Origin of the sequence: Pseudomonas sp. xss_2, assembly GCF_043104195.1 — a bacterium.
GTDB classification, from domain to species: Bacteria; Pseudomonadota; Gammaproteobacteria; order Pseudomonadales; family Pseudomonadaceae; genus Aquipseudomonas; species Aquipseudomonas urmiensis.
The window spans coordinates 43,831-63,062 of sequence record NZ_JBICKL010000117.1; the positions used below are offsets into that span (position 1 = coordinate 43,831).

19 protein-coding genes are annotated in these 19,232 nt (G+C 60.4%); 14 read left to right on the forward strand and 5 right to left on the reverse strand.

What is annotated here, in order from left to right; genetic code table 11:
- Nucleotides 1-7: 7 nt before the first annotated feature.
- The 4 genes from ACF8K2_RS26195 to flgA form a co-directional block, all read right to left on the reverse strand.
- Entirely contained in the window at nucleotides 8-751 is a 744-nt protein-coding gene (locus ACF8K2_RS26195; protein ID WP_392468864.1) for a flagellar brake protein, read from the reverse strand.
- Between the two features lie 80 nt (nucleotides 752-831).
- A complete protein-coding gene (locus ACF8K2_RS26200) occupies nucleotides 832-1,299 on the reverse strand; it encodes a flagella synthesis protein FlgN (protein WP_186555935.1) in 468 nt (155 codons plus the stop codon).
- A 47-nt stretch (nucleotides 1,300-1,346) separates the two neighbouring features.
- Nucleotides 1,347-1,661, reverse strand: a complete 315-nt coding sequence (gene flgM, locus ACF8K2_RS26205) for a flagellar biosynthesis anti-sigma factor FlgM (RefSeq protein ID WP_264235079.1) — start codon at nucleotides 1,659-1,661, stop codon at nucleotides 1,347-1,349.
- 152 nt (nucleotides 1,662-1,813) lie between these two features.
- Nucleotides 1,814-2,566 (reverse strand): flagellar basal body P-ring formation chaperone FlgA, encoded by a 753-nt coding sequence (gene flgA / locus ACF8K2_RS26210; RefSeq protein WP_392468867.1) that lies wholly within the window; start codon nucleotides 2,564-2,566, stop codon nucleotides 1,814-1,816.
- A gap of 65 nt (nucleotides 2,567-2,631) precedes the next feature.
- Between flgA and ACF8K2_RS26215 the strand changes: the two genes are divergently transcribed.
- Nucleotides 2,632-3,561 (forward strand): chemotaxis protein CheV, encoded by a 930-nt coding sequence (locus ACF8K2_RS26215; RefSeq protein WP_186555938.1) that lies wholly within the window; start codon nucleotides 2,632-2,634, stop codon nucleotides 3,559-3,561.
- A gap of 50 nt (nucleotides 3,562-3,611) precedes the next feature.
- On the forward strand, nucleotides 3,612-4,439 hold the full coding sequence (cheR, locus tag ACF8K2_RS26220; protein WP_186555939.1) for a protein-glutamate O-methyltransferase CheR: 828 nt from the start codon (nucleotides 3,612-3,614) through the stop codon (nucleotides 4,437-4,439).
- Between the two features lie 107 nt (nucleotides 4,440-4,546).
- Here the strand turns inward: cheR and ACF8K2_RS26225 are convergent, their stop codons facing one another.
- The gene (locus ACF8K2_RS26225) at nucleotides 4,547-7,156 is read right to left on the reverse strand and encodes an autotransporter domain-containing protein (protein ID WP_392468872.1); all 2,610 of its coding nucleotides are present in this window, start codon (nucleotides 7,154-7,156) and stop codon (nucleotides 4,547-4,549) included.
- 352 nt (nucleotides 7,157-7,508) lie between these two features.
- Between ACF8K2_RS26225 and flgB the strand changes: the two genes are divergently transcribed.
- The 12 genes from flgB (at nucleotide 7,509) to ACF8K2_RS26285 (ending at nucleotide 19,219) form a co-directional block, all read left to right on the forward strand.
- Nucleotides 7,509-7,916, forward strand: a complete 408-nt coding sequence (flgB, locus tag ACF8K2_RS26230) for a flagellar basal body rod protein FlgB (RefSeq protein ID WP_264235076.1) — start codon at nucleotides 7,509-7,511, stop codon at nucleotides 7,914-7,916.
- Between the two features lie 2 nt (nucleotides 7,917-7,918).
- Nucleotides 7,919-8,362: a flagellar basal body rod protein FlgC gene (flgC, locus tag ACF8K2_RS26235; RefSeq protein WP_186555942.1), complete on the forward strand. Its 444-nt coding sequence runs from the start codon at nucleotides 7,919-7,921 to the stop codon at nucleotides 8,360-8,362.
- Nucleotides 8,363-8,377: 15 nt separating this feature from the next.
- Nucleotides 8,378-9,088 carry a flagellar hook assembly protein FlgD gene (gene flgD, locus ACF8K2_RS26240; RefSeq protein WP_186555943.1) on the forward strand — a complete coding sequence of 237 codons (711 nt, stop codon included), beginning with the start codon at nucleotides 8,378-8,380 and terminating at the stop codon, nucleotides 9,086-9,088.
- Between the two features lie 31 nt (nucleotides 9,089-9,119).
- Nucleotides 9,120-10,487 (forward strand): flagellar hook protein FlgE, encoded by a 1,368-nt coding sequence (gene flgE, locus ACF8K2_RS26245; RefSeq protein ID WP_392468878.1) that lies wholly within the window; start codon nucleotides 9,120-9,122, stop codon nucleotides 10,485-10,487.
- A 61-nt stretch (nucleotides 10,488-10,548) separates the two neighbouring features.
- Nucleotides 10,549-10,734, forward strand: coding sequence for a hypothetical protein (locus tag ACF8K2_RS26250; protein WP_186555945.1), 186 nt, complete (start codon nucleotides 10,549-10,551; stop codon nucleotides 10,732-10,734).
- A 181-nt stretch (nucleotides 10,735-10,915) separates the two neighbouring features.
- Nucleotides 10,916-11,656: a flagellar basal body rod protein FlgF gene (locus ACF8K2_RS26255; protein WP_392468883.1), complete on the forward strand. Its 741-nt coding sequence runs from the start codon at nucleotides 10,916-10,918 to the stop codon at nucleotides 11,654-11,656.
- Between the two features lie 48 nt (nucleotides 11,657-11,704).
- Nucleotides 11,705-12,490 carry a flagellar basal-body rod protein FlgG gene (gene flgG / locus ACF8K2_RS26260; protein WP_186555947.1) on the forward strand — a complete coding sequence of 262 codons (786 nt, stop codon included), beginning with the start codon at nucleotides 11,705-11,707 and terminating at the stop codon, nucleotides 12,488-12,490.
- A 47-nt stretch (nucleotides 12,491-12,537) separates the two neighbouring features.
- Nucleotides 12,538-13,233 (forward strand): flagellar basal body L-ring protein FlgH, encoded by a 696-nt coding sequence (flgH, locus tag ACF8K2_RS26265; RefSeq protein ID WP_186555948.1) that lies wholly within the window; start codon nucleotides 12,538-12,540, stop codon nucleotides 13,231-13,233.
- 12 nt (nucleotides 13,234-13,245) lie between these two features.
- Entirely contained in the window at nucleotides 13,246-14,355 is a 1,110-nt protein-coding gene (locus ACF8K2_RS26270; protein WP_392468885.1) for a flagellar basal body P-ring protein FlgI, read from the forward strand.
- A 9-nt stretch (nucleotides 14,356-14,364) separates the two neighbouring features.
- Nucleotides 14,365-15,561: a flagellar assembly peptidoglycan hydrolase FlgJ gene (gene flgJ, locus ACF8K2_RS26275; protein WP_392468888.1), complete on the forward strand. Its 1,197-nt coding sequence runs from the start codon at nucleotides 14,365-14,367 to the stop codon at nucleotides 15,559-15,561.
- A 12-nt stretch (nucleotides 15,562-15,573) separates the two neighbouring features.
- Nucleotides 15,574-17,607: a flagellar hook-associated protein FlgK gene (flgK, locus tag ACF8K2_RS26280; RefSeq protein ID WP_392468891.1), complete on the forward strand. Its 2,034-nt coding sequence runs from the start codon at nucleotides 15,574-15,576 to the stop codon at nucleotides 17,605-17,607.
- 13 nt (nucleotides 17,608-17,620) lie between these two features.
- Nucleotides 17,621-19,219, forward strand: coding sequence for a flagellar hook-associated protein 3 (locus ACF8K2_RS26285; protein ID WP_392468894.1), 1,599 nt, complete (start codon nucleotides 17,621-17,623; stop codon nucleotides 19,217-19,219).
- Nucleotides 19,220-19,232: the final 13 nt, after the last annotated feature.

Below are 19,232 nucleotides of genomic sequence, written 5' to 3' on the forward strand. Positions count from 1 at the left end.
AGCAAAATCAATAATCGTCCTTGTCGAACCGCCGCGCCTCACGCTGCAGCTGGTAGACAAAACTCTCGATCTTGCGCTGCGCCTGACCATTGAGATTATGGAAGCGCACACCGGCAAACGTCGTGTTGATCCGCTCTTCGTAATGCAGGTGACGCAACTCCACCATCACATCGTTCAGCCCCAGCGGGCTGGCTGCCTTGAAGCGCTCATACACCTGCCCCAGTTGCAGGCGTTCTTCGACGTTGCCCTCAAAGCGCATCTTGCAGCCGGTGGCGGAAATATCCAGCAGCTTGCCGCGCAGCGCGCCATTGCCCTTGAGGTGAGTGCCATCGAGCGTGACATCGACCAGCTGCGACAGCTTCAACGCAGCGCGAAAGGCATTACGCCGCTGGTGATAGGTCACTTCTTCCGGGAGTGGGCCGCGGTAGCTGCGGTGGCCGTCGATTTCGGTGATGGTCAGCGAGGTGTTGCATTCCCAGGCTATACGGACACCATCGTGGAAGCCTTCGACGCGGAAGGGTTCGCCATTCTCGATGAATTTTTCGCCGTCGCGCGGGATCATCTCGTCCAGCGCCAGGGTGTTGCTGTCACGGTCCACATGCACCACGTAGCTCTGGAATCGCTGGCTGCGCTCATGGAAGGTGATGATCAGCGGATCGTGGCTATCCAGCAGCTGGCGCAGGTTGGCGGCAATCTCCAACGGAGTGCTCAGCACCTTAGGCGGCTGGGGAGCATCGGATTCATTGAACACGGGTTATCAATCTCCAGGCAAAAACAACACACGCAAGTAACGGCATTTTGCCAGTATGTTCCGTGCCTTGATAGAAATAATCACACTTGGCTGAGCGCCCGAGGCTTGGCCAGTGGCGAGGTCGCGCCACGGCTATCGTACAGCGACGGAGAATCGCCGCCGTTGAGGATTCTGATCTGGTTGGCCGTGACTTGCTGCTGCATCTGAATGATCCGGCCATTGGTCTCGTTGACCTGCTGGCAGGTGTCCATCAGTTGAGTCAGCACATCGAGTTGCTGCAGGATCAAGTCGCCATTCGGCGACTGCGCTGCGAGTGCCTGCACGCCGGCGCGATTGGCACTCAGGCCAAGGCTTGCGAGCAGGTTGTTGCGCCGCTGGCCCTGCTGTTCGAGCAATATGATCAACGACTGTTTGCGCGCCAGGATTTCTTCCAGCGCGACCATTTCCCGGCCATGCAGGGCTACTGCTTCGCTCTGTAGCAGCTCGAGCAGCTCCTGGGTAGGGGCGATGTCGTCTTCGATCAATTGCAGCAGGGTAGTATCGTGCATGGCTGGCTCTTGGCTTAAAGCGTCCTAGAAGTCAGCGCGACGAAGGGTCAGCGCTGAGCTTCGAAATCTAGCAGTTTGCTGGCGACCCGGCCGGCATCGACCTGGTAGCTGCCATCTGCGATTGCCTGCTTCAACTCGGCCACACGGGCACTGTTGACCACCGGCTGATCGCGCAGCTTGTCGCTGATCTTCTGCAACTGCTGGGCCTCTTGACTGAGGTGTACCGCTTCTCCGCTGACGCTGGAGCGCGCTGGCGCTTCACTGGTTTCGCCGGTTTTCTCGGCGTTGCCGGTCGCGGCAGTGCCGCGAACGCCGCCCGTAACGGACGGAGAGTTATTCAAACGACTGAAGTCGATGACCATGATCAGAAACCTCTGGGTATTTGGACGCTTGCCTTGTTTTCGGCCATCCCGAAAAAAACTTTAGGCACAAATGCATAGCCGCTTGTCAGCAAGCTCGCGCAACCCGTTTTCTGACACAGTTTAGGTAAAGCGGTTCCTTACCGCCAGCCCTGCTACATGGCCACCTCGACCTGCCCGGGTCCGGTGACCCGCGCCTTCACTACGCGTTTTGAGTTCAGATTGCGTACCCGGATCTGTTCGCTCAGGCCGCCCTTGCTCAGGGCTTCACCGGGCATGCGCACGCTCAGGCTGCCGCTGCGGGCGATGATCACCACGTGATCGCCCTTACGGATCACCTCGGCCTGTTCCAGGTGTTGCGGGGTCAAGACCTGATCAAGCACGGCCGGGCGCAACAGCTTCATGCCCAGTGCCTGGTCCAGGTCACTGAGAAAACCTTGGTTGAGCGTGCCGACGTCGCGTTCACGCAAGGCGACATCGCCTTCGCCCACCACGCTCTCGCGCTTGAGCGGACGGACCATCACCACCACCTCACGGAACAGCTTGACCTGCGCCGGGACGAACACTGTCCACGGCGCGCTGCTGTCACAGCGCACCCGCACCGTGACCCGACCCAGCGGCTGCGCTGGGCTTTCCAGCGAGGCGTCCAGCGACTGGCTGCACAGCGGCATGCGCAGCCGTGGGTCGAGGGTGTTGACCTGGATCTCGTAACGCCCCGGCGTCTGAGTGGTGGCCAGGTAATCTTCGACGGTGAATTCAAGAAACCCTTGGGTGACACCGATAAGCTGTTCAGGCAAGGTTACTGCGTCCGCCAGCGTGCGAGTGCTGGGGGCGAGCAGGCACAACACGGCCAAGTGGCCGGCCAGCAGGCGCGTCAGTCGTCGGAAAAATGTCGTTTTCGTGTACATAGCGCTCAAAAAAGCAAAGCCCGTGCCGACTTTATGGGCAGGCAAAAAATGTAAAGGAGTCTGGCATGGCTGGTGTTATGGATTCGGTCAACCAGCGCACGCAGCTGGTTGGGCAGAATCGCCTGGAACTCTTGCTGTTCCGCCTCAATGGCGATCAGCTTTATGGCATCAACGTGTTCAAGGTCCGGGAGGTGCTGCAGTGCCCGGAGCTGACCGTGTTGCCCAAGTCTCATCCGGTGGTACGCGGCGTTGCCAACATACGCGGGGCGACCATCCCAATTCTTGACCTGTCGATGGCTACCGGCTTGCCGGGCCTGAAGGAAGAAACCCGCAACAGTTTCGTGATCATCACCGAGTACAACACCAAGACCCAGGGCTTTTTGGTGCATTCGGTCGAACGCATCGTCAACATGAACTGGGAAGAGATTCATCCGCCACCCAAGGGTACCGGCCGCGACCATTACCTGACCGCGGTTACCCGGGTCGACAACCGCATGGTGGAAATCATCGACGTCGAGAAGGTGCTGGCCGAAGTGTCGCCGTCGTCCGAGTCGGTGTCTGCCGGTGTGGTCGATGCCGAGGTGCAGGACAAAGCGGTACTGCTGCGGGTACTGACGGTCGATGATTCGTCGGTGGCGCGCAAGCAGGTCAGTCGCTGCCTGCAAACCGTCGGGGTCGAGGTGGTGGCGCTCAATGATGGCCGTCAGGCGTTGGATTACCTGCGTAAGCTGGTCGATGAGGGTAAGCGTCCGGAAGATGAGTTCCTGATGATGATCTCGGACATTGAAATGCCAGAAATGGATGGCTACACGCTCACCGCAGAGATTCGCAGCGATCCGCGCATGCAAAAATTGCACATCGTCCTGCATACTTCCCTGTCTGGGGTGTTCAACCAGGCTATGGTCAAGAAAGTCGGCGCCGACGACTTCCTGGCCAAGTTCAAACCGGACGACCTTGCCCAACGGGTGGTCGACCGGATCAACGCGACGCATTGAAACGGCCGGGGCACGTCCCCGGCCCCAGCGATTGAAAAGAGGCGGCAGCATTGTCTACGGGTAATTTGGATTTCGAACAGTTCCGGGTCTTCCTGGAGAAAGCCTGTGGCATCCTGCTGGGCGAGAATAAGCAGTACCTGGTCTCCAGCCGTCTCAACAAGCTGATGGAGCAGCAGGGTATCAAGTCTCTGGGTGAGCTGGTGCAGCGCATTCAGAGCCAACCGCGAAGCGGCCTGCGTGAGCAGGTGGTCGACGCCATGACCACCAACGAAACCCTGTGGTTTCGCGATACCTATCCATTCGAAGTGCTCAAGAACAAAGTCATCCCTGAGTTCCTCAAGGGTAACCCGGGGCAGCGTCTGCGTATCTGGTCGGCGGCTTGCTCCTCCGGGCAGGAGCCGTACTCGCTGTCGATGGCCATCGACGAGTTCGAACGCAGCAACCTTGGCCAGTTGAAAATGGGCGCGCAGATTGTCGCCACCGACCTTTCCGGGGCGATGCTGACCAACTGCAAAAGCGGTGAGTACGACAGCCTGGCGATTGCCCGTGGCCTCTCGCAAGAGCGTTTGCAACGCTATTTCGACCCGAAAGGGCCGGGGCGTTGGGCGGTCAAGGCGCCGATTCGCAGCCGGGTCGAGTTCCGCTCGTTCAACCTGCTCGATAGTTACGCGAGCCTGGGCAAGTTCGATGTGGTGTTCTGCCGCAACGTGCTGATCTACTTCTCGGCTCAGGTCAAGAAGGACATCCTGCTGCGTATCCACAGCACGCTCAAGCCTGGCGGGTATCTGTTCCTGGGCGCTTCGGAGGCGCTCAACGGCTTGCCGGATCACTACCAGATGGTTCAGTGCAGTCCGGGGATCATCTATCAGGCCAAGTGATTGGCCCATGTAAAAAGGCCGGTGTCGCGAGACACCGGCCTTTTTGTTTTGCGTTGCTTGCACTGGGCTTATCGCCAGACAAGCCGCAGTGCTATCTCAGGGCAGGCTTAGAAGTCGTAGCGCACCTTGGCCGAGAATACGTCGGCATCAAAGCCCGACTTGCCGATGTAGTCGTAGTTCAGGCCCAGGGTCACTGCGCCCAGCTTGTAGTCCGCGCCCACGCCTGCTTCATAGCTGTCACGCACGGCGCTGGCGCCATGGGTCACGAACGGCGTATTGCCAAGCAGGAAGGTCGAGGTGCTACTGGCCTCGTCGGCGGCAAAGTCGTGATAGGCCATCAGCTTGAACTGCGGCTCCAGGGTGCCGGCGCCCAGGTTGTAACTGCCCGCAACACGCACGCCGGCGCCCAGCTCGATGGCTTCGTAACGCTGGTCCTCGACCTTCAGAGCTGCAGACGAGCCCTTCTCGCGGTAGCCGTCGATTTCCACACGGCTGTAACGCGCAGCCAAGCGTGGCTCGACCAGCAACTGCGGGCTGATCCGGTAGGTGTAGCCACCGACCAGGTTCAGGCCGAGCAGGTCGCTGTCATAGTCAGCCTTGGCCTTGGTGCCAGCGATCTCGCGTTTGCCTTGGTTGTCGTTCAAGCCATAGGTCAAGCTGGCATCGACGAAGTAGTTGCCTTGCTCGAAGCCGCCATACAGGGTGAAGGCGTGGCTGTCGACTTCAGTCTGGTTGCCGCCTTTGCCGTTGACGTCGGTATTGATGAAGCTATAGGCCAGGCCCAGGGTGAGCTGGTCGTTGAGCTTGCCATCGGCGCCGACGGCGATACCGCGGCTGTAGGCGTTGTAACCGGCGATGCCGTCACGCTGACCTTGAGTGGCATCGCTGTACAGCGATTGCACCCACACGCCGGTCTCTTTGAAGGCTTCGCCGGAAGAGGCGCCGCGCAGGCCGCTGGTGCGGCTGCTGGTGACACTGCTGACCAGGCTTTGGCTGGTGGTGGCAGCCTGGGTGGCGCCACCGTTGGTTTCCGGGGTCAGCTGCTCGGCGAGCTTGGCCAGCTCGGCGCCACTGGCATTTGCCGCGGCGCGCAGCAGTGGATCGTTTTCGCTCAGCTTGCCCAGAATGCCGTCCTGGACCAGGGCGCCAAGCGAGCGCTTGTGGTTGTCCGAGCCACCATGCTGCTCAAGGATCTGGTCGATGCCTTGCTGGCTCTTGGTGGTGACTACCGCCACCACTTGATTGTCACGAATGACGCTGCTGTCGACATTGAGCAGGGCCGACGTGCTGGTGATGGCGATGGTGCCTTGTGGGTCGACATTCTCGCCGCTGGCATCGAGCACTTGCAGTTTGCCAGCCTCGATCAGGGTGTAGCTGCTGCCGTTGGCGCTGAAGTCGTTGCCGCGCGCGGCCAGTTTCAACTGGGCGCCTTGACCGAATTCGGCGGTGCCGCTGACCTGTAGGACCGCCCGCGACGGATCGGTGTCGGCACCCAGGGTCAGGCCCAGTGCCGAGTTGCCCGCTACATACAGGTTGCCGGCAATGCTGGTGTGCGCCGACTGCAGCGACAGCGTGGTGGCCAGGTTGTCGCTGGCCGAGCCGACATTGATCCAGCCGTTATCCTTCAGGCGAATGTTGGCGCCATCGGCGCTGCTGTCGGTGCCGGTGAACGAGGTGTCGCCCTCGACTTCGATGTTCGACAGGTCGATCAGGTTGCCGACGATGACGCTGCCCTTGCGCAGGATCAGCTCGACCGGGCGGTTGGCCTCGGAGGCATCGATGGCTTCGTCCTGGGAAATGATGCTGCCACTGTTATAGATATTCAGGTCGCCGTGTTGCTGATACCAAGGCTGCAGACCTGGGCCATCGAAATCGACGTTGCCAATGGTGATCGCGGCGTCTTGGGCAATGATCTTGCCGGTGTTGAGCAGGTGGACACCGTCGGCGCTGCTCAGGCTGGCGCCATCGAGCATGATGCCGTTGGCATCTTCACCGGTGGCGATGATGGTGCCGTGGTTTTCGATGCCCGCCAGGTCAACCATGTCGCCGTATTTGCTGGTGGTGGCGTCGATGGCCGTGGCGCCATCGCCGCTGACTTCGATAGTGCCGAAGTTGATCAGCTTACCCTTGATGGTGCCGCCTTCGAGGTTGATCCCGCGCGAGTCTTCACCTTTGGCGACGATGCGACCGGTGCTGGCATTGACCAGGTCGCCTTCGATCAGCGAGGTGCCGGAGAAGTCCAGGGCACGGGCTACGTCGATTTCGCCATCGTCATCCAGCGGTTCGCCAATCGCTGCCAGCAAGCCTTGGTTGATTACGCTGCCGCCGATGTAGGCCGGGTCGATCATCAGTGCGTTGGCGCCGCCGCCAGTGGCGGTGATGCTACCTTTATTGATCACGTCGCCTTCGATGGTGTTGCGTGCCCAGCCCAGGTTGTCTTCCCAGCTGTCCATGTCGACGCCACCGGCAAAATCACCGGTGCTGTTGATGGTGCTGTTGAGGATCAGGTTGCCGGTGATGGTCGAGCCATTGAGCTCGATAGCGTCTTCGTCACTGCCGCCGGTGTAGCTGCCAGTGAATTCGAGGTCGCCGTTATGGGTCTGGTGTTCGCTCTTGTAGCCGGCGTTGGTCAGTTGCACGGTTTCGGCGAAGGCGGGCAGGGCGCTGGTGGTGATGGCCAGGGCCAGCAAGGTTTTGCGGAAGGTCAACGGAGCCACGGGTTCTTTCCTTGGAAAACAGTGGGAAAACAACGCGCATCCATGCGTGGCGTGAGACCTTCGATCCATAAGATAGTGGCCTCATGCCACATATCAGCGCGGTCGCGGATGCTAGCGTAATTGATGGCTAATTGACACTTTTGCCTGGCGTCAATTTTTTGCTTTGCCGCTTTTGCCGCTGATCGATTGCCGCTTGCCGCTGCGTGAGCGGAAGCACTTTGCCGCTTTTCTGGCATGACGGCGTTGGCCGAGGTGGCCCAAGCCCAGGCTTTCCGGGCTTTTCCAAAATTGGCACAGGCCTTGCTATAGCTTGGCCAACGACACTCCGGTCAACCGTCGAAGGTTTCCAGACATGAGCATCAGTTTCGACAAGGCGCTTGGCATTCACGAAAAGGCTCTGAGCTTCCGCGCCCAGCGCGCTGAAGTGCTGGCCAACAACATTACCAACGCCGACACGCCCAACTTCAAGGCGCGCGACTTGGATTTCTCCTCGGTGTTGGCTGCCGAGGCCGACAAGCAGCAGAAGGGGCGTATTGCCCTGGACCGGACCAACACCCGGCATATCGAGGCCGAAGGCCTGGCCATGGCCGACGACACCCTGCAATACCGCACGCCGATGCAGCCGTCGATCGACCAGAACACCGTGGATGCCCAGATCGAGCAGGCCAACTATGCCGAAAACGCGATCGGTTTCCAGGCCAGCTTCACCTTGCTCAACAGTAAATTCAAAGGGCTGGTATCGGCCCTGCGCGGAGAGTGACCATGTCCCTTGCCAACGTTTTCAATATCGCCGGTAGCGGCATGAGTGCGCAGAACACCCGCCTCAACACCGTGGCGTCGAACATCGCCAACGCCGAGACCGTGTCCTCGAGCATCGACCAGACCTACCGTGCGCGTCACCCAGTGTTCGCCACCACCTTCCAGCAGGCCCAGGGTGGCGTAGGCCAGTCGCTGTTCCAGGATCAGGGTGAAGCCGGTCAGGGTGTGCAGGTCATGGGCATCGTGGAAGATCAGAGCAACCTTGAAGCGCGTTACGAGCCGAATCATCCGGCGGCGAACAAGGATGGCTACGTCTACTACCCGAACGTCAACGTGGTTGAAGAGATGGCTGACATGATCTCCGCCAACCGCTCGTTCCAGACCAACGCCGAGCTGATGAACACTGCCAAGACCATGATGCAGAAAGTACTGACCCTCGGTCAGTGATAAGGAATCCGGACCATGGCAATCGATACTTCAAACGGTGTGAACCTCAACGATGTGATCTCGGCATCGGGCGTCAGCACCGGCACTAAAAAGACCACGACCGATACGGCGTCCAAGACCGGTACCGATAGCTTGGGCAAGGATGCGTTCCTGCAGCTGCTGGTTACCCAGATGCAGCACCAGAACCCGCTGGACCCACAGGAAAACGGCGAGTTCGTTGCCCAGTTGGCGCAGTTCAGCAGCCTGGAAGGCATCACCTCGTTGAACGAGTCGGTTAATACCATCACCAACTCGCTGGGCTCGTCCCAGGCCCTGCAGGCCTCTTCACTGGTCGGTCGCTCGGTGATCGTGCAGAACGACAAGGCGGTGGTCGACACTGCTGAGAGCTTCAATGCCCAGTTCGTTGTGCCGCAGGCCATCAGCGAAGCGAAGATCACCATCAAGGACAAGGACGGCAACACCGTCAAGACCATCGAGTTGGGCGAGCAGAAAGCCGGTTATGCCGACTTCATCTGGGATGGCACCAACGACAAGGGCGAGAAGGTCGATCCAGGTACCTATACCTTCACTGCCTCCACCACCGTGGAAGGCCAGTCGGTGCAGATGAACACCCTGCTGCCGGCCAAGGTCACCAGCGTCAGCTTCAGTGCCAATGGCGAGATGGTGCTCAACCTTGCAGGGGTGGGGAAAGTTTCCCTGTCCGACGTCCAAACCATCGGGATTTAAGGCCGACTAGAACGGCAAAAGGAGTAGCTATATGTCTTTCAATATCGGTCTTAGCGGTCTGTACGCGGCCAACAAGCAACTGGACGTTACCGGCAACAACATTGCCAACGTCAACACCACCGGCTTCAAATCCTCGCGCGCCGAGTTCGCCGACGTCTACGCTGGCGCCAACCGCCTGGGCGTGGGCAAGAACCAGATCGGTAACGGCGTGCGTCTGGCGGCGGTGTCCCAGCAGTTCTCCCAGGGCGACATCAACAACACCGGCAACGTGTTGGACATGGGTATCCAGGGTCAGGGCTTCTTCGTTCTTTCTGACAACGGCTCGCGGGTGTATACCCGTGCCGGCGCGTTCCAGACCAACAAGGACAACTTCGTGGTCACCTCGGACGGCTTGCGCCTGCAAGGCTATGCCGCCGACTCCAGCGGCAAGATCCAGAAGGGCGTGTTGACTGACCTGAAGATCGACACCTCGGCGCTGGCGCCGAAGTCCACGACCCTGATCGACCAAGGCATCAACCTCAACTCCTCGGCTGATTCCATTCCGCTGATGGTCGATGACGGCAGTAATTCCACGCCGCCAGTGCTGGTGCCTAACAAGGTCTTCGACCCGTCGGACGAAACCACCTATACCAAGTCGTTCCCGACCAAGGTCTACGACAGCCAGGGTAACGAGCACACGATGGAGCAGTTCTATCGTAAGACCGGTACCAACGAGTGGACCATGTACACCCTGGTCGATGGGCGCAACCCGTTCGACCCAAGCAGTGAGGCCCCGCTGACTGGCACCATCAGCTTCAACAGCGACGGTTCGGTAAGCTCCATGAGCGCAGATAACACCGGTCACCCGGCTGGCGCCTCGTTCAGCGTTACCAACAATGTCTTCACCATGACCGGCTGGGTGCCAGCGGCCAAAGATGCCTCGGGTAACTGGGCGGCCAATGGTGCTGAAGGCAATGCCGCAGGCATGCGTCTGTCGATGAACAGCACCACCTCCTACAACACCGAGACTGCGCGTATGTCGCAATCCCAGGATGGTTATGCCACCGGTATCCTGTCGAGCTTGAGCATCGACTCCACGGGTGTGATGTTCGCAAGCTTCAGCAACCAGCAATCCCGCGCCATTGGCCAGGTAGCGATTGCCAGCTTCGCCAACGAGCAGGGTCTGCAGCAGGTTGGTGGTACGCGCTGGACCGAGACCTTCTCCTCGGGTATCCCGGGCATCGATGCGCCGAAGACCGGCACCTTGGGTAGCGTTGAATCCAACTCGCTGGAAGCCTCCAACGTCAACCTGACCCAAGAGCTGGTCGAGCTGATCAAGGCGCAGAGCAACTACCAAGCCAACGCCAAGACCATCTCCACTGAAAGCACCATCATGCAGACCATCATTCAGATGACCTGATGGTGGTCTGGGGAGCTGGGGTTGCTGTGCAGCCCCACTTCCCCAGCGTACGGAATAGCCCATGAAAAAACTGATCATCACCTGCGCCGCCGCCTTCTTCCTGCTCCAGGCCCAGGCGGCCACTGCGCCCTGGTGGCGCTGGGAAAGCCAGGTCGATGGTCGTTTGGTCTGCTCCCAATGGTCGCCAGGGGAGGGGTGGAAGAAATTTGCCGGCCCGTTCAACAACGGCGGTTGCCGCGACATGTAATCGGTTTGCCGTCATCGGCAAACAGGCGCCGGATATCCGGCGTCGACCTTTCCCTGATGTACCGCAAAGGCCCGTATTTACGGGCTTTTTCATGCTTTTGAAAAGTTGGTTCGGAACTTGCTTTATTGCCTGTACAGCAACGGCGAGCGGCAAGCAATCGCCAGTGCAGCGGAGGATGACTGTGGACAAGATGCTTTACGTGGCCATGACCGGCGCCAGCCAGAACGCGCTGGCGCAGAAGGCCCATGCCAACAACCTGGCGAACATTTCCACCAACGGCTTCCAGCGTGACCTGGAGCAGGCGCGTTCGATGCCGGTGTTCGGTGACAGCTTTCCGGCGCGCGCCTTTGCCATGAGCGAGCGTCCAGCCACTGACTTCAGTGCCGGCGCCATGGTCGAAACCGGCCGTGAGTTGGATGTCGCTGTCAGCGGTGACGGATTTATCGCGGTCCAGGCGCCAGATGGCAGCGAAGCTTATGTGCGCACGGGCAGCCTGAACATCGACGCACTTGGCGTGCTGCGTGCCGGCAACGGCATGCCGGTAATCGGCAACGGCGGCCCGATCGCCATTCCGCCAGAGCAGAAGGTTGAGGTCGGCGAAGACGGCACCATCAGTGTCCGTGCCATGGGTGAAGACCCGCGGGTGATGGCCGAGATCGACCGGATCAAACTGGTCAATCCGGACACCAAGGGCCTGACCAAGGGTCTGGACGGCATGATCCACACCACCAATGGCCAGCCAGCGGATGTCGACAACAACGTCAAGGTTGTGTCGGGCTTCCTGGAGTCGAGCAACGTCAACGCCGTCGAGGAAATGACCTCGGTGCTGGCGCTGTCCCGTCAGTTCGAGCTGCACGTCAAGATGATGAACACGGCCAAGGAAGGCGATGAAGCCATGGCGCGTGTTTTGCAAATCGGCTAACCACATTTGAACGGGTGCCGTAAAACAGGCGCACGAGGAGAACACTAAATGCTTCCGGCTCTTTGGGTCGCTAAAACCGGCCTGTCCGCCCAGGACACCAACCTCACGGTCATCTCCAACAACCTGGCCAACGTCTCGACCACCGGCTTCAAACGTGATCGCGCCGAGTTCCAGGACCTGCTGTACCAGACCAAGCGCCAGCCAGGTGCCCAGTCGACCCAGGACAGCGAGCTGCCGTCGGGTCTGCAGGTCGGTACCGGTGTGCGTATCGTCGGCACCCAGAAGAACTTCCAGACCGGCAGCCTGCAGACCACCGAGAACCCGCTGGACATGGCCGTCAACGGTCGCGGTTTCTTCCAGATCCTGCAGCCGGATGGCACTGTTTCGTACACCCGTGACGGTACCTTCCACCTGAACTCCGACGGCCAGATCGTCAACGCCGATGGCTTCGCCCTGGAGCCTGCGATTGTCGTGCCCAACGATGCCCAGACCTTCACCGTCGGCCAGGACGGCACCGTGTCGATCACCACCGCCGGCAACCCGGCCGCGCAGATCATCGGCAACCTGCAGACCGCCGACTTCATCAATCCGGCCGGCTTGCAGGCGATTGGTAACAACCTGTTCCTGGAGACCGCCGCCAGTGGCGCGCCGCAGGTCGGTACCCCAGGCCTGAACGGCTTTGGCACCACCCTGCAGCAGACCCTGGAGAACTCCAACGTCAGCACCGTGGAAGAGCTGGTCAACATGATCACCACCCAGCGTGCCTACGAGATGAACTCCAAGGTCATTTCCACCGCTGACCAGATGCTGTCGTTCGTTACCCAGCAGCTCTAACCCTAAGGTCGCTGTCGCAGCGTCTGTTCCACCGTGAGGTAAGCGTCATGAATCGTCTGTTGTCCGTATTCGCCCTGGGGGGGGCGGTGTTGTTGGCCGGTTGCGTCGCGCCGACGCCCAAGCCTAACGACCCGTACTATGCGCCGGTATTGCCGCGCACCCCGTTGCCGGCGTCGGCCAACAACGGTTCGATCTACCAGGCCGGTTTCGAGCAGAACCTGTACAGCGACCGTAAGGCGTTCCGGGTCGGTGACATCATCACCATCACCCTCAACGAGCGCACCTCGGCGAGCAAGAGTGCCAACTCGCAGATCGACAAGGACAGCACCGCCAACCTCGGTCTGACCTCGTTGTTCGGCGCGGTACCCAACACCAACAATCCGTTTGGCAGCGGCGACCTGTCGCTCGAAGCCGGCTACAGCGGCAGCCGTGCGACCAAGGGTGACAGCAAAGCAGCCCAAGGCAATACCCTGACTGGCTCCATCACTGTGACCGTGGCCGAAGTGCTGCCCAACGGTATCGTCGCGGTGCGCGGTGAGAAGTGGATGACGCTCAATACCGGTGACGAGCTGGTGCGTATCGCAGGGTTGGTGCGCGCCGATGACATTGCCACTGACAACACCGTGCCCTCGACCCGTGTCGCCGATGCGCGCATCACCTACTCGGGGACGGGTTCGTTTGCCGACGCCAGCCAGCCCGGATGGTTGGATCGCTTCTTCATCAGCCCGCTTTGGCCTTTCTGAGTGCGGATGCCCATGTTCAACTTCAGGCAGCTGATTGCCGCAACCGTTCTTTTGTCCGCAGCGTTCGGCGCTCATGCCGAGCGCCTGAAGGACATCGCCAGCATTTCTGGCGTACGTACCAACCAGCTGATTGGCTATGGCCTGGTGGTGGGCTTGAACGGCACCGGTGACCAGACCACGCAAACGCCGTTCACCCTGCAGACGTTCAACAACATGCTCTCGCAGTTCGGCATCAAGGTGCCGGCGGGCTCCGGTAACGTGCAGCTCAAGAACGTCGCCGCGGTGTCGGTGCATGCCGACCTGCCAGCGTTTGCCAAGCCGGGCCAGGTGGTCGATATCACCGTCTCCTCGATTGGTAACTCCAAGAGCTTGCGCGGTGGCAGCCTGTTGATGACCCCACTCAAGGGGATCGACGGCAACGTCTACGCCATCGCCCAGGGCAACCTGGTGGTCGGCGGCTTTGACGCCGAAGGCCGCGACGGCTCGAAGATTACCGTCAACGTACCGTCGGCCGGTCGGATTCCGGGTGGCGCCAGTGTCGAGCGTGCAGTGCCGAGCGGTTTCAACCAGGGCAATAGCCTGACCTTGAACCTCAATCGCCCTGACTTCACCACCGCCAAGCGTATTGTCGACAAGGTTAACGAGCTACTCGGCCCAGGTGTTGCCCAGGCTTTAGATGGTGGTTCGGTGCGCGTGACTGCGCCGATGGATCCAAGCCAGCGGGTCGATTACCTGTCGATCCTGGAGAACCTTGAGATCGATCCGGGCCAGGCGGTGGCCAAGGTCATCATCAACTCGCGCACCGGCACCATCGTTATCGGTCAAAACGTCAAGGTTTCGCCAGCGGCGGTCACCCACGGCAGCCTGACTGTAACCATTACCGAAGATCCGATCGTCAGTCAGCCAGGGCCATTCTCCAATGGCCAGACTGCCGTGGTGCCGCGTTCGCGGGTCAACGCCGAGCAAGAAGCCAAGCCGATGTTCAAGTTCGGCCCGGGCACCACGCTGGATGAAATCGTCCGCGCGGTGAACCAGGTCGGCGCGGCACCCAGCGACTTGATGGCGATCCTTGAAGCGCTCAAGCAGGCTGGCGCGTTGCAAGCTGACCTGATCGTGATCTGAGGACCGAGCATGAACTCCAAGAGCCTGGTTTCCAGCCCAGCCGACAGCGGTGCCTACACCGACCTCAATCGCCTGACGTCACTCAAGCACGGAGATCGCGACAGCGAGGCCAACGTGCGCAAGGTGGCTCAGGAGTTCGAGTCGCTGTTCATCAGCGAGATGCTCAAAGCATCGCGCAAGGCCACCGATGTGCTGGCCGAAGACAACCCGATGAACACCGAGACGGTCAAGCAGTACCGCGACATGTACGACCAGCAGCTGGCTGTGAGCATGTCCCGCGAAGGTGGCGGTATTGGTTTGCAGGACGTGCTGGTGCGCCAGCTATCCAAGCAGAAGAGCCCAGTGGCCAGTACCAGCCCGTTCCCTCGTGGCGAGGGCGCTGGCCCGGCCCTGTGGGGTAACAGGGTGGCCGAACCTGTGCATGCCAATGCCGGCAGCGCCACGCGCAACGATGTGGCGGCGCTCAATTCGCGGCGCCTGTCGTTGCCGGGCAAGCTTACCGATCGGTTGCTGGCGGGTATCGTGCCGTCGGCGGGCAACCCTGCGGTTGCAACCAATTCAGCGGCGATTCCTGCCCGCGATGGGCAATTGGTCAATGGTGTGGTCAAGGGCGACTGGGAGCCGGCGCAGGCCTTCGCTGCTGCCGATGGCGGCACGCGCATCCTCGGCCGGGCCATGGCCCAGCCACCGCTGGCGCCGAAGAAAGCCTTTGGCAACAGCGACGAATTCGTCGCCACCATGTTGCCGATGGCCGAGCAAGCCGCCAAGCGAATCGGCATCGATCCGCGCTACCTGGTGGCCCAGGCGGCGCTGGAAACCGGTTGGGGCAAGTCGGTCATGCGCAACACCGATGGCAGCAGCAGCCACAACCTGTTTGGCATCAAGGCCACCGGGAGTTGGCAGGGCGGTGAGGCGCGGGCGATCACCAGCGAGTTCCGCGATGGCCAGTTCGTCAAGGAGACCGCAGCGTTCCGTTCCTACGACTCCTACCAGGACAGCTTCCACGACCTGGTTAGCCTGCTGCAGAACAATTCGCGCTATCAAGATGCGGTGAAGTCAGCCGATAACCCAGAACAGTTCGTGCGAGAACTGCAAAAGGCCGGGTACGCCACCGACCCGAACTACGCCAGCAAGATCTCGCAAATCGCAAGACAGATGAAGTCGTACGAGAGCTACGCAATGCTCGGTACCACAACGCAACTTTAAGGGTAGGGATCCATGGCGAGTTTGATCAATATTGGCATGTCCGGGCTGGGAGCTGCCCAGTCCGGGATGTATACCCTGGGTAACAACATCGCCAACGCCGATGTCGAGAGCTACTCGCGCCAGCAGAACGTGCAGAAGACCAAGGGCGGCCAGCAGACCGGCCAGGTCTTCATCGGTACCGGGACAACCCTGGCCGACGTGCGCCGGGTGTACAACGCCTACCTGGAAAACCAGCTGCGCACCACCACTTCGCTGTCTAGCGACGCCACTTCCTACCTGAACCAGATCACGCCGCTCGATACCGCCCTGTCGAGCGCCGACACCGGTATCACCGCCGCCCTGCAGAGCTTCTTCAGCGCCATGCAGGATGCCTCGGCGAAACCTACCGAAGATGCTTCGCGCCAGTTACTGCTGACCAGTGCCCAGACCCTGGCCAAGCGCTTCAACACCCTGTCGTCGCAGCTCAATCAGCAGAACAGCAATATCAACAGCAACATGGCCTCGCTCGCCACTCAGGTGAATAACCTGACCAAGACCATTGCCGATCTCAACGAGCAGATCTCCAAGGTCGGCGCCATTACCGGTCAGCCCAATGACTTGCTCGACCAGCGTGACGGCGCAGTGCGTGAGTTGACCGCACTGATCGGTGCCGATGTCGTCGAGCAGAAAAACGGCAACTACGACATCTACCTGAAGAACGGTCAGGCACTGGTGCTGGGCAGTACCACCCAGACCATTGGCGTTGAGCCAAGCGCGACCGATCCGACCCGCATGAGCCTGATCCTCAATCGCGGCTCGACCAAGATGGACATCACCAACAGCACCACCGGTGGTGAGCTGGGCGGGCTGATTCGCTACCGCAAGGAAACCCTCGACCCTGCGCTCAACGAGCTCGGCCGGGTGGCCTTGGTCGTCGCCGATGCGATCAACAGCCAGCTGGCCCAGGGCATCGACAAGAACGGCAACTTTGGCGCCAGCCTGTTCGGTGACATCAACAGCCTCAAGGCCATCAGCGAACGCAGCGTACCTAAGCTGGGCAACAGTGCAGGCTCCGGCAACCTCGATGTGACCATCAAGGACACCGGCAAGCTGACCACCAACGACTATCAGGTGACCTTCACCAGCGCCACCGAATACACCGTGCGCCGCCTGCCCGACAACACCGAGATGGGCAGCTTCGACCTCACCACAACGCCGCCACCGGTGATCGACGGCTTCACCCTGTCGCTCAATGGCGGCGGCTTGGCGGCCGGTGACAGCTTCAAGATCACCCCGACCCGCAATGCTGCAGCGAGCATCGAATCGGTGCTGACCGATCCCAAGCGCCTGGCCTTGGCCTCGCCGTTGACCGCCACCAGTGGCTCGGGCAACAAAGGTACCGGGGTGATCACCCAGCCGACCCTGACCACTGAACTGGACATCTACGATTCGGCCCAGCTCAGCGCCATGCAAAATGGCCTGAAGTACTCGACGCCGGTCAAGCTGGTGTTCGGTGACGACGCCAGCTCGCCGCAGTCGTACACAATGTTCGACGCCCAGGGTAACTCCATCGGCAGTGGCACCATCATTCCAGGCCAGGAAAACAAGCTGCAGCTGTCGGTGCCGATGCGCGACGCCAGCGGCAACGCGACGGGCGAAAGCTTCAGCTTCGAGATGAGCGTCTCCGGTGCGCCGAAGAATGGCGATAACTACACCGTATCGCTGACCGGCGCAGGTTCTGCCGATAACCGCAACGCCCAGTCGGTGATCGACCTGCAGACCAAGTCGACCGTCGATGTCGGGGACAACGGCAAAGGCATCAGCTTTACCGATGCCTACGCCAAACTGGTCTCCAACGTCGGTGGCAAGGCCGGCCAGGCGAAAATGGACAGCGATGCCACCACCGCGCTGCACACCTCTGCACTGGACAGCCGCAACTCGTTGTCGGGCGTCTCGATCGACGAAGAAACCGGCAACCTGATCAAGTTCCAGCAGTACTACACCGCGTCGTCGCAGATCATCAAGGCGGCCCAGGAAACCTTCGCCACCTTGATCAACAGCCTTTAAGGAGCCGTAGACCGTGCGCATTTCCACTTCGCAGTTCTACAACACCAACAGCGCCAACTATCAGCGCAATTTCGCCAACACGGTGAAGACCCAGCAGGAAGCCAGCGACGGCATCCGCGTGCGCACTGCCGCAGACGATCCGGTTGGCGCTGCGCGCCTGCTGCAGCTTGAGCAGCAGCAGAACATGCTCAAGCAGTATTCGGGCAACATCACCAGCGTGCGCAACGCGCTGGGCACGGCCGAAAGCACCTTGAACTCGATTGGCACCATCCTGCAGCGGGTCAATGAGCTTGCGATCAGTTCCGGTAACGCCGGTTTTACGGATGCTGACCGCCAGGCCAATGCCGATGAGTTGGCGTCTCTGGAAACCCAGCTGTTTTCGCTGATGAACAGCAAGGACGAGAACGGCGCCTATCTGTTCTCCGGTTCCAAGGGTGATACCCCGCCCTATGCGCGTAACGCCGATGGGACTTACACCTACCAGGGCGACCAAAGTAATCTGATGCTCCAGGTCGGCGACATGCTCAGCCTGGCTGCCAATGAAACGGGCTACGACGCTTTTGAGCAAGCGCTGAACACCAGCCGTAGCGAAACCAAGCTGACAGCGCCGGCAACCGACGATGGACGCGTGAGCCTGTCCAACGGACAGGTCTCCGGGAGCTCGGTTTTCAATGACCGCTTCCGCAGTGGCGAGCCCTACACCATTGAATTCACCAGCAGTACTCAGTTCAAGATCACCGATACCAATGGCAATGATGTGACGTTGGAAGCTACCCAAGGCGGTCAGTTCGACCCTAAGGGCGCCAATACCTCGATCAACTTCCGCGGCGTCGACCTGCGCCTGAGCGTTAGCTTCCAGGCCGGTGACGAGGCTGACTACGATGCCGCCATTGCAGGCCATACCTTCACTCTTGGCGCCAAGGAAGACACCATCAGCGGTACCCGTAGCCCTGGCAATGGTCCGTCCGGTAGCCAAGTCACCGGCGCCAGCATCACCGATGAGACGCTGTACAAAGCGGCATTCCCCGGTGGCGGCGCGGTGCTTAAATTTTCCGATACCGACCCGACCCAATTCGAGCTTTATGCCGCTCCAGTGAGTGCCAACAGCCGGCCAATCGGCAGTGGTACGCTGGCGGGGACAGGTACCACGGCCGATCCCTACACAGCCACTGCTGGGGGTATCACGTTCACACTGTCAACGGCTCCGGATGCCGGGGACTCGTTCGCGGTGAAAGCTGACACCCATCAGACCCAGAACGTTCTCGACACCATCAGTCAGTTGCGTAAAGCACTCGCCACTCCTGTGGATTCCGATCCGGTGGCGCAGAAGAACTTCCTGGCCTCGCTGGATTCGGCAATCGGCAACATCGCCAGTGCCCAGAACCAGGTCAGCTCCTCGATCAGTGCCATCGGTGGCCGTGGTCAAGCGCTTGACGTACAAGCTGAAACTAACGAAGCGCTGAGTACGGAGAACCTCAAGACCCAGAGTTCGATCCGGGAAAGCGATCCGGCCGAGGTGATGCTGCGCCTGCAGATGCAGACCAACATGCTGCAAGCCTCCCTGCAGGCTTACGCCAAGGTCGCAGGCTTGTCGCTGGTCAATTACATCTAATTGAGTTGCTTGG

What these genes read in the sequence shown, in the direction of transcription:
- ACF8K2_RS26200 (WP_186555935.1), bottom strand. Translation starts at nt 1,299, where the DNA reads ATGCACGATACTACCCTGCTGCAATTGATCGAAGACGACATCGCCCCT.
- flgM (WP_264235079.1), bottom strand. Translation starts at nt 1,661, where the DNA reads ATGGTCATCGACTTCAGTCGTTTGAATAACTCTCCGTCCGTTACGGGC.
- flgA (WP_392468867.1), bottom strand. Translation starts at nt 2,566, where the DNA reads ATGTACACGAAAACGACATTTTTCCGACGACTGACGCGCCTGCTGGCC.
- ACF8K2_RS26215 (WP_186555938.1), top strand. Translation starts at nt 2,632, where the DNA reads ATGGCTGGTGTTATGGATTCGGTCAACCAGCGCACGCAGCTGGTTGGG.
- flgB (WP_264235076.1), top strand. Translation starts at nt 7,509, where the DNA reads ATGAGCATCAGTTTCGACAAGGCGCTTGGCATTCACGAAAAGGCTCTG.
- flgC (WP_186555942.1), top strand. Translation starts at nt 7,919, where the DNA reads ATGTCCCTTGCCAACGTTTTCAATATCGCCGGTAGCGGCATGAGTGCG.
- flgD (WP_186555943.1), top strand. Translation starts at nt 8,378, where the DNA reads ATGGCAATCGATACTTCAAACGGTGTGAACCTCAACGATGTGATCTCG.
- flgE (WP_392468878.1), top strand. Translation starts at nt 9,120, where the DNA reads ATGTCTTTCAATATCGGTCTTAGCGGTCTGTACGCGGCCAACAAGCAA.
- ACF8K2_RS26250 (WP_186555945.1), top strand. Translation starts at nt 10,549, where the DNA reads ATGAAAAAACTGATCATCACCTGCGCCGCCGCCTTCTTCCTGCTCCAG.
- flgG (WP_186555947.1), top strand. Translation starts at nt 11,705, where the DNA reads ATGCTTCCGGCTCTTTGGGTCGCTAAAACCGGCCTGTCCGCCCAGGAC.
- flgH (WP_186555948.1), top strand. Translation starts at nt 12,538, where the DNA reads ATGAATCGTCTGTTGTCCGTATTCGCCCTGGGGGGGGCGGTGTTGTTG.
- ACF8K2_RS26270 (WP_392468885.1), top strand. Translation starts at nt 13,246, where the DNA reads ATGTTCAACTTCAGGCAGCTGATTGCCGCAACCGTTCTTTTGTCCGCA.
- flgJ (WP_392468888.1), top strand. Translation starts at nt 14,365, where the DNA reads ATGAACTCCAAGAGCCTGGTTTCCAGCCCAGCCGACAGCGGTGCCTAC.
- flgK (WP_392468891.1), top strand. Translation starts at nt 15,574, where the DNA reads ATGGCGAGTTTGATCAATATTGGCATGTCCGGGCTGGGAGCTGCCCAG.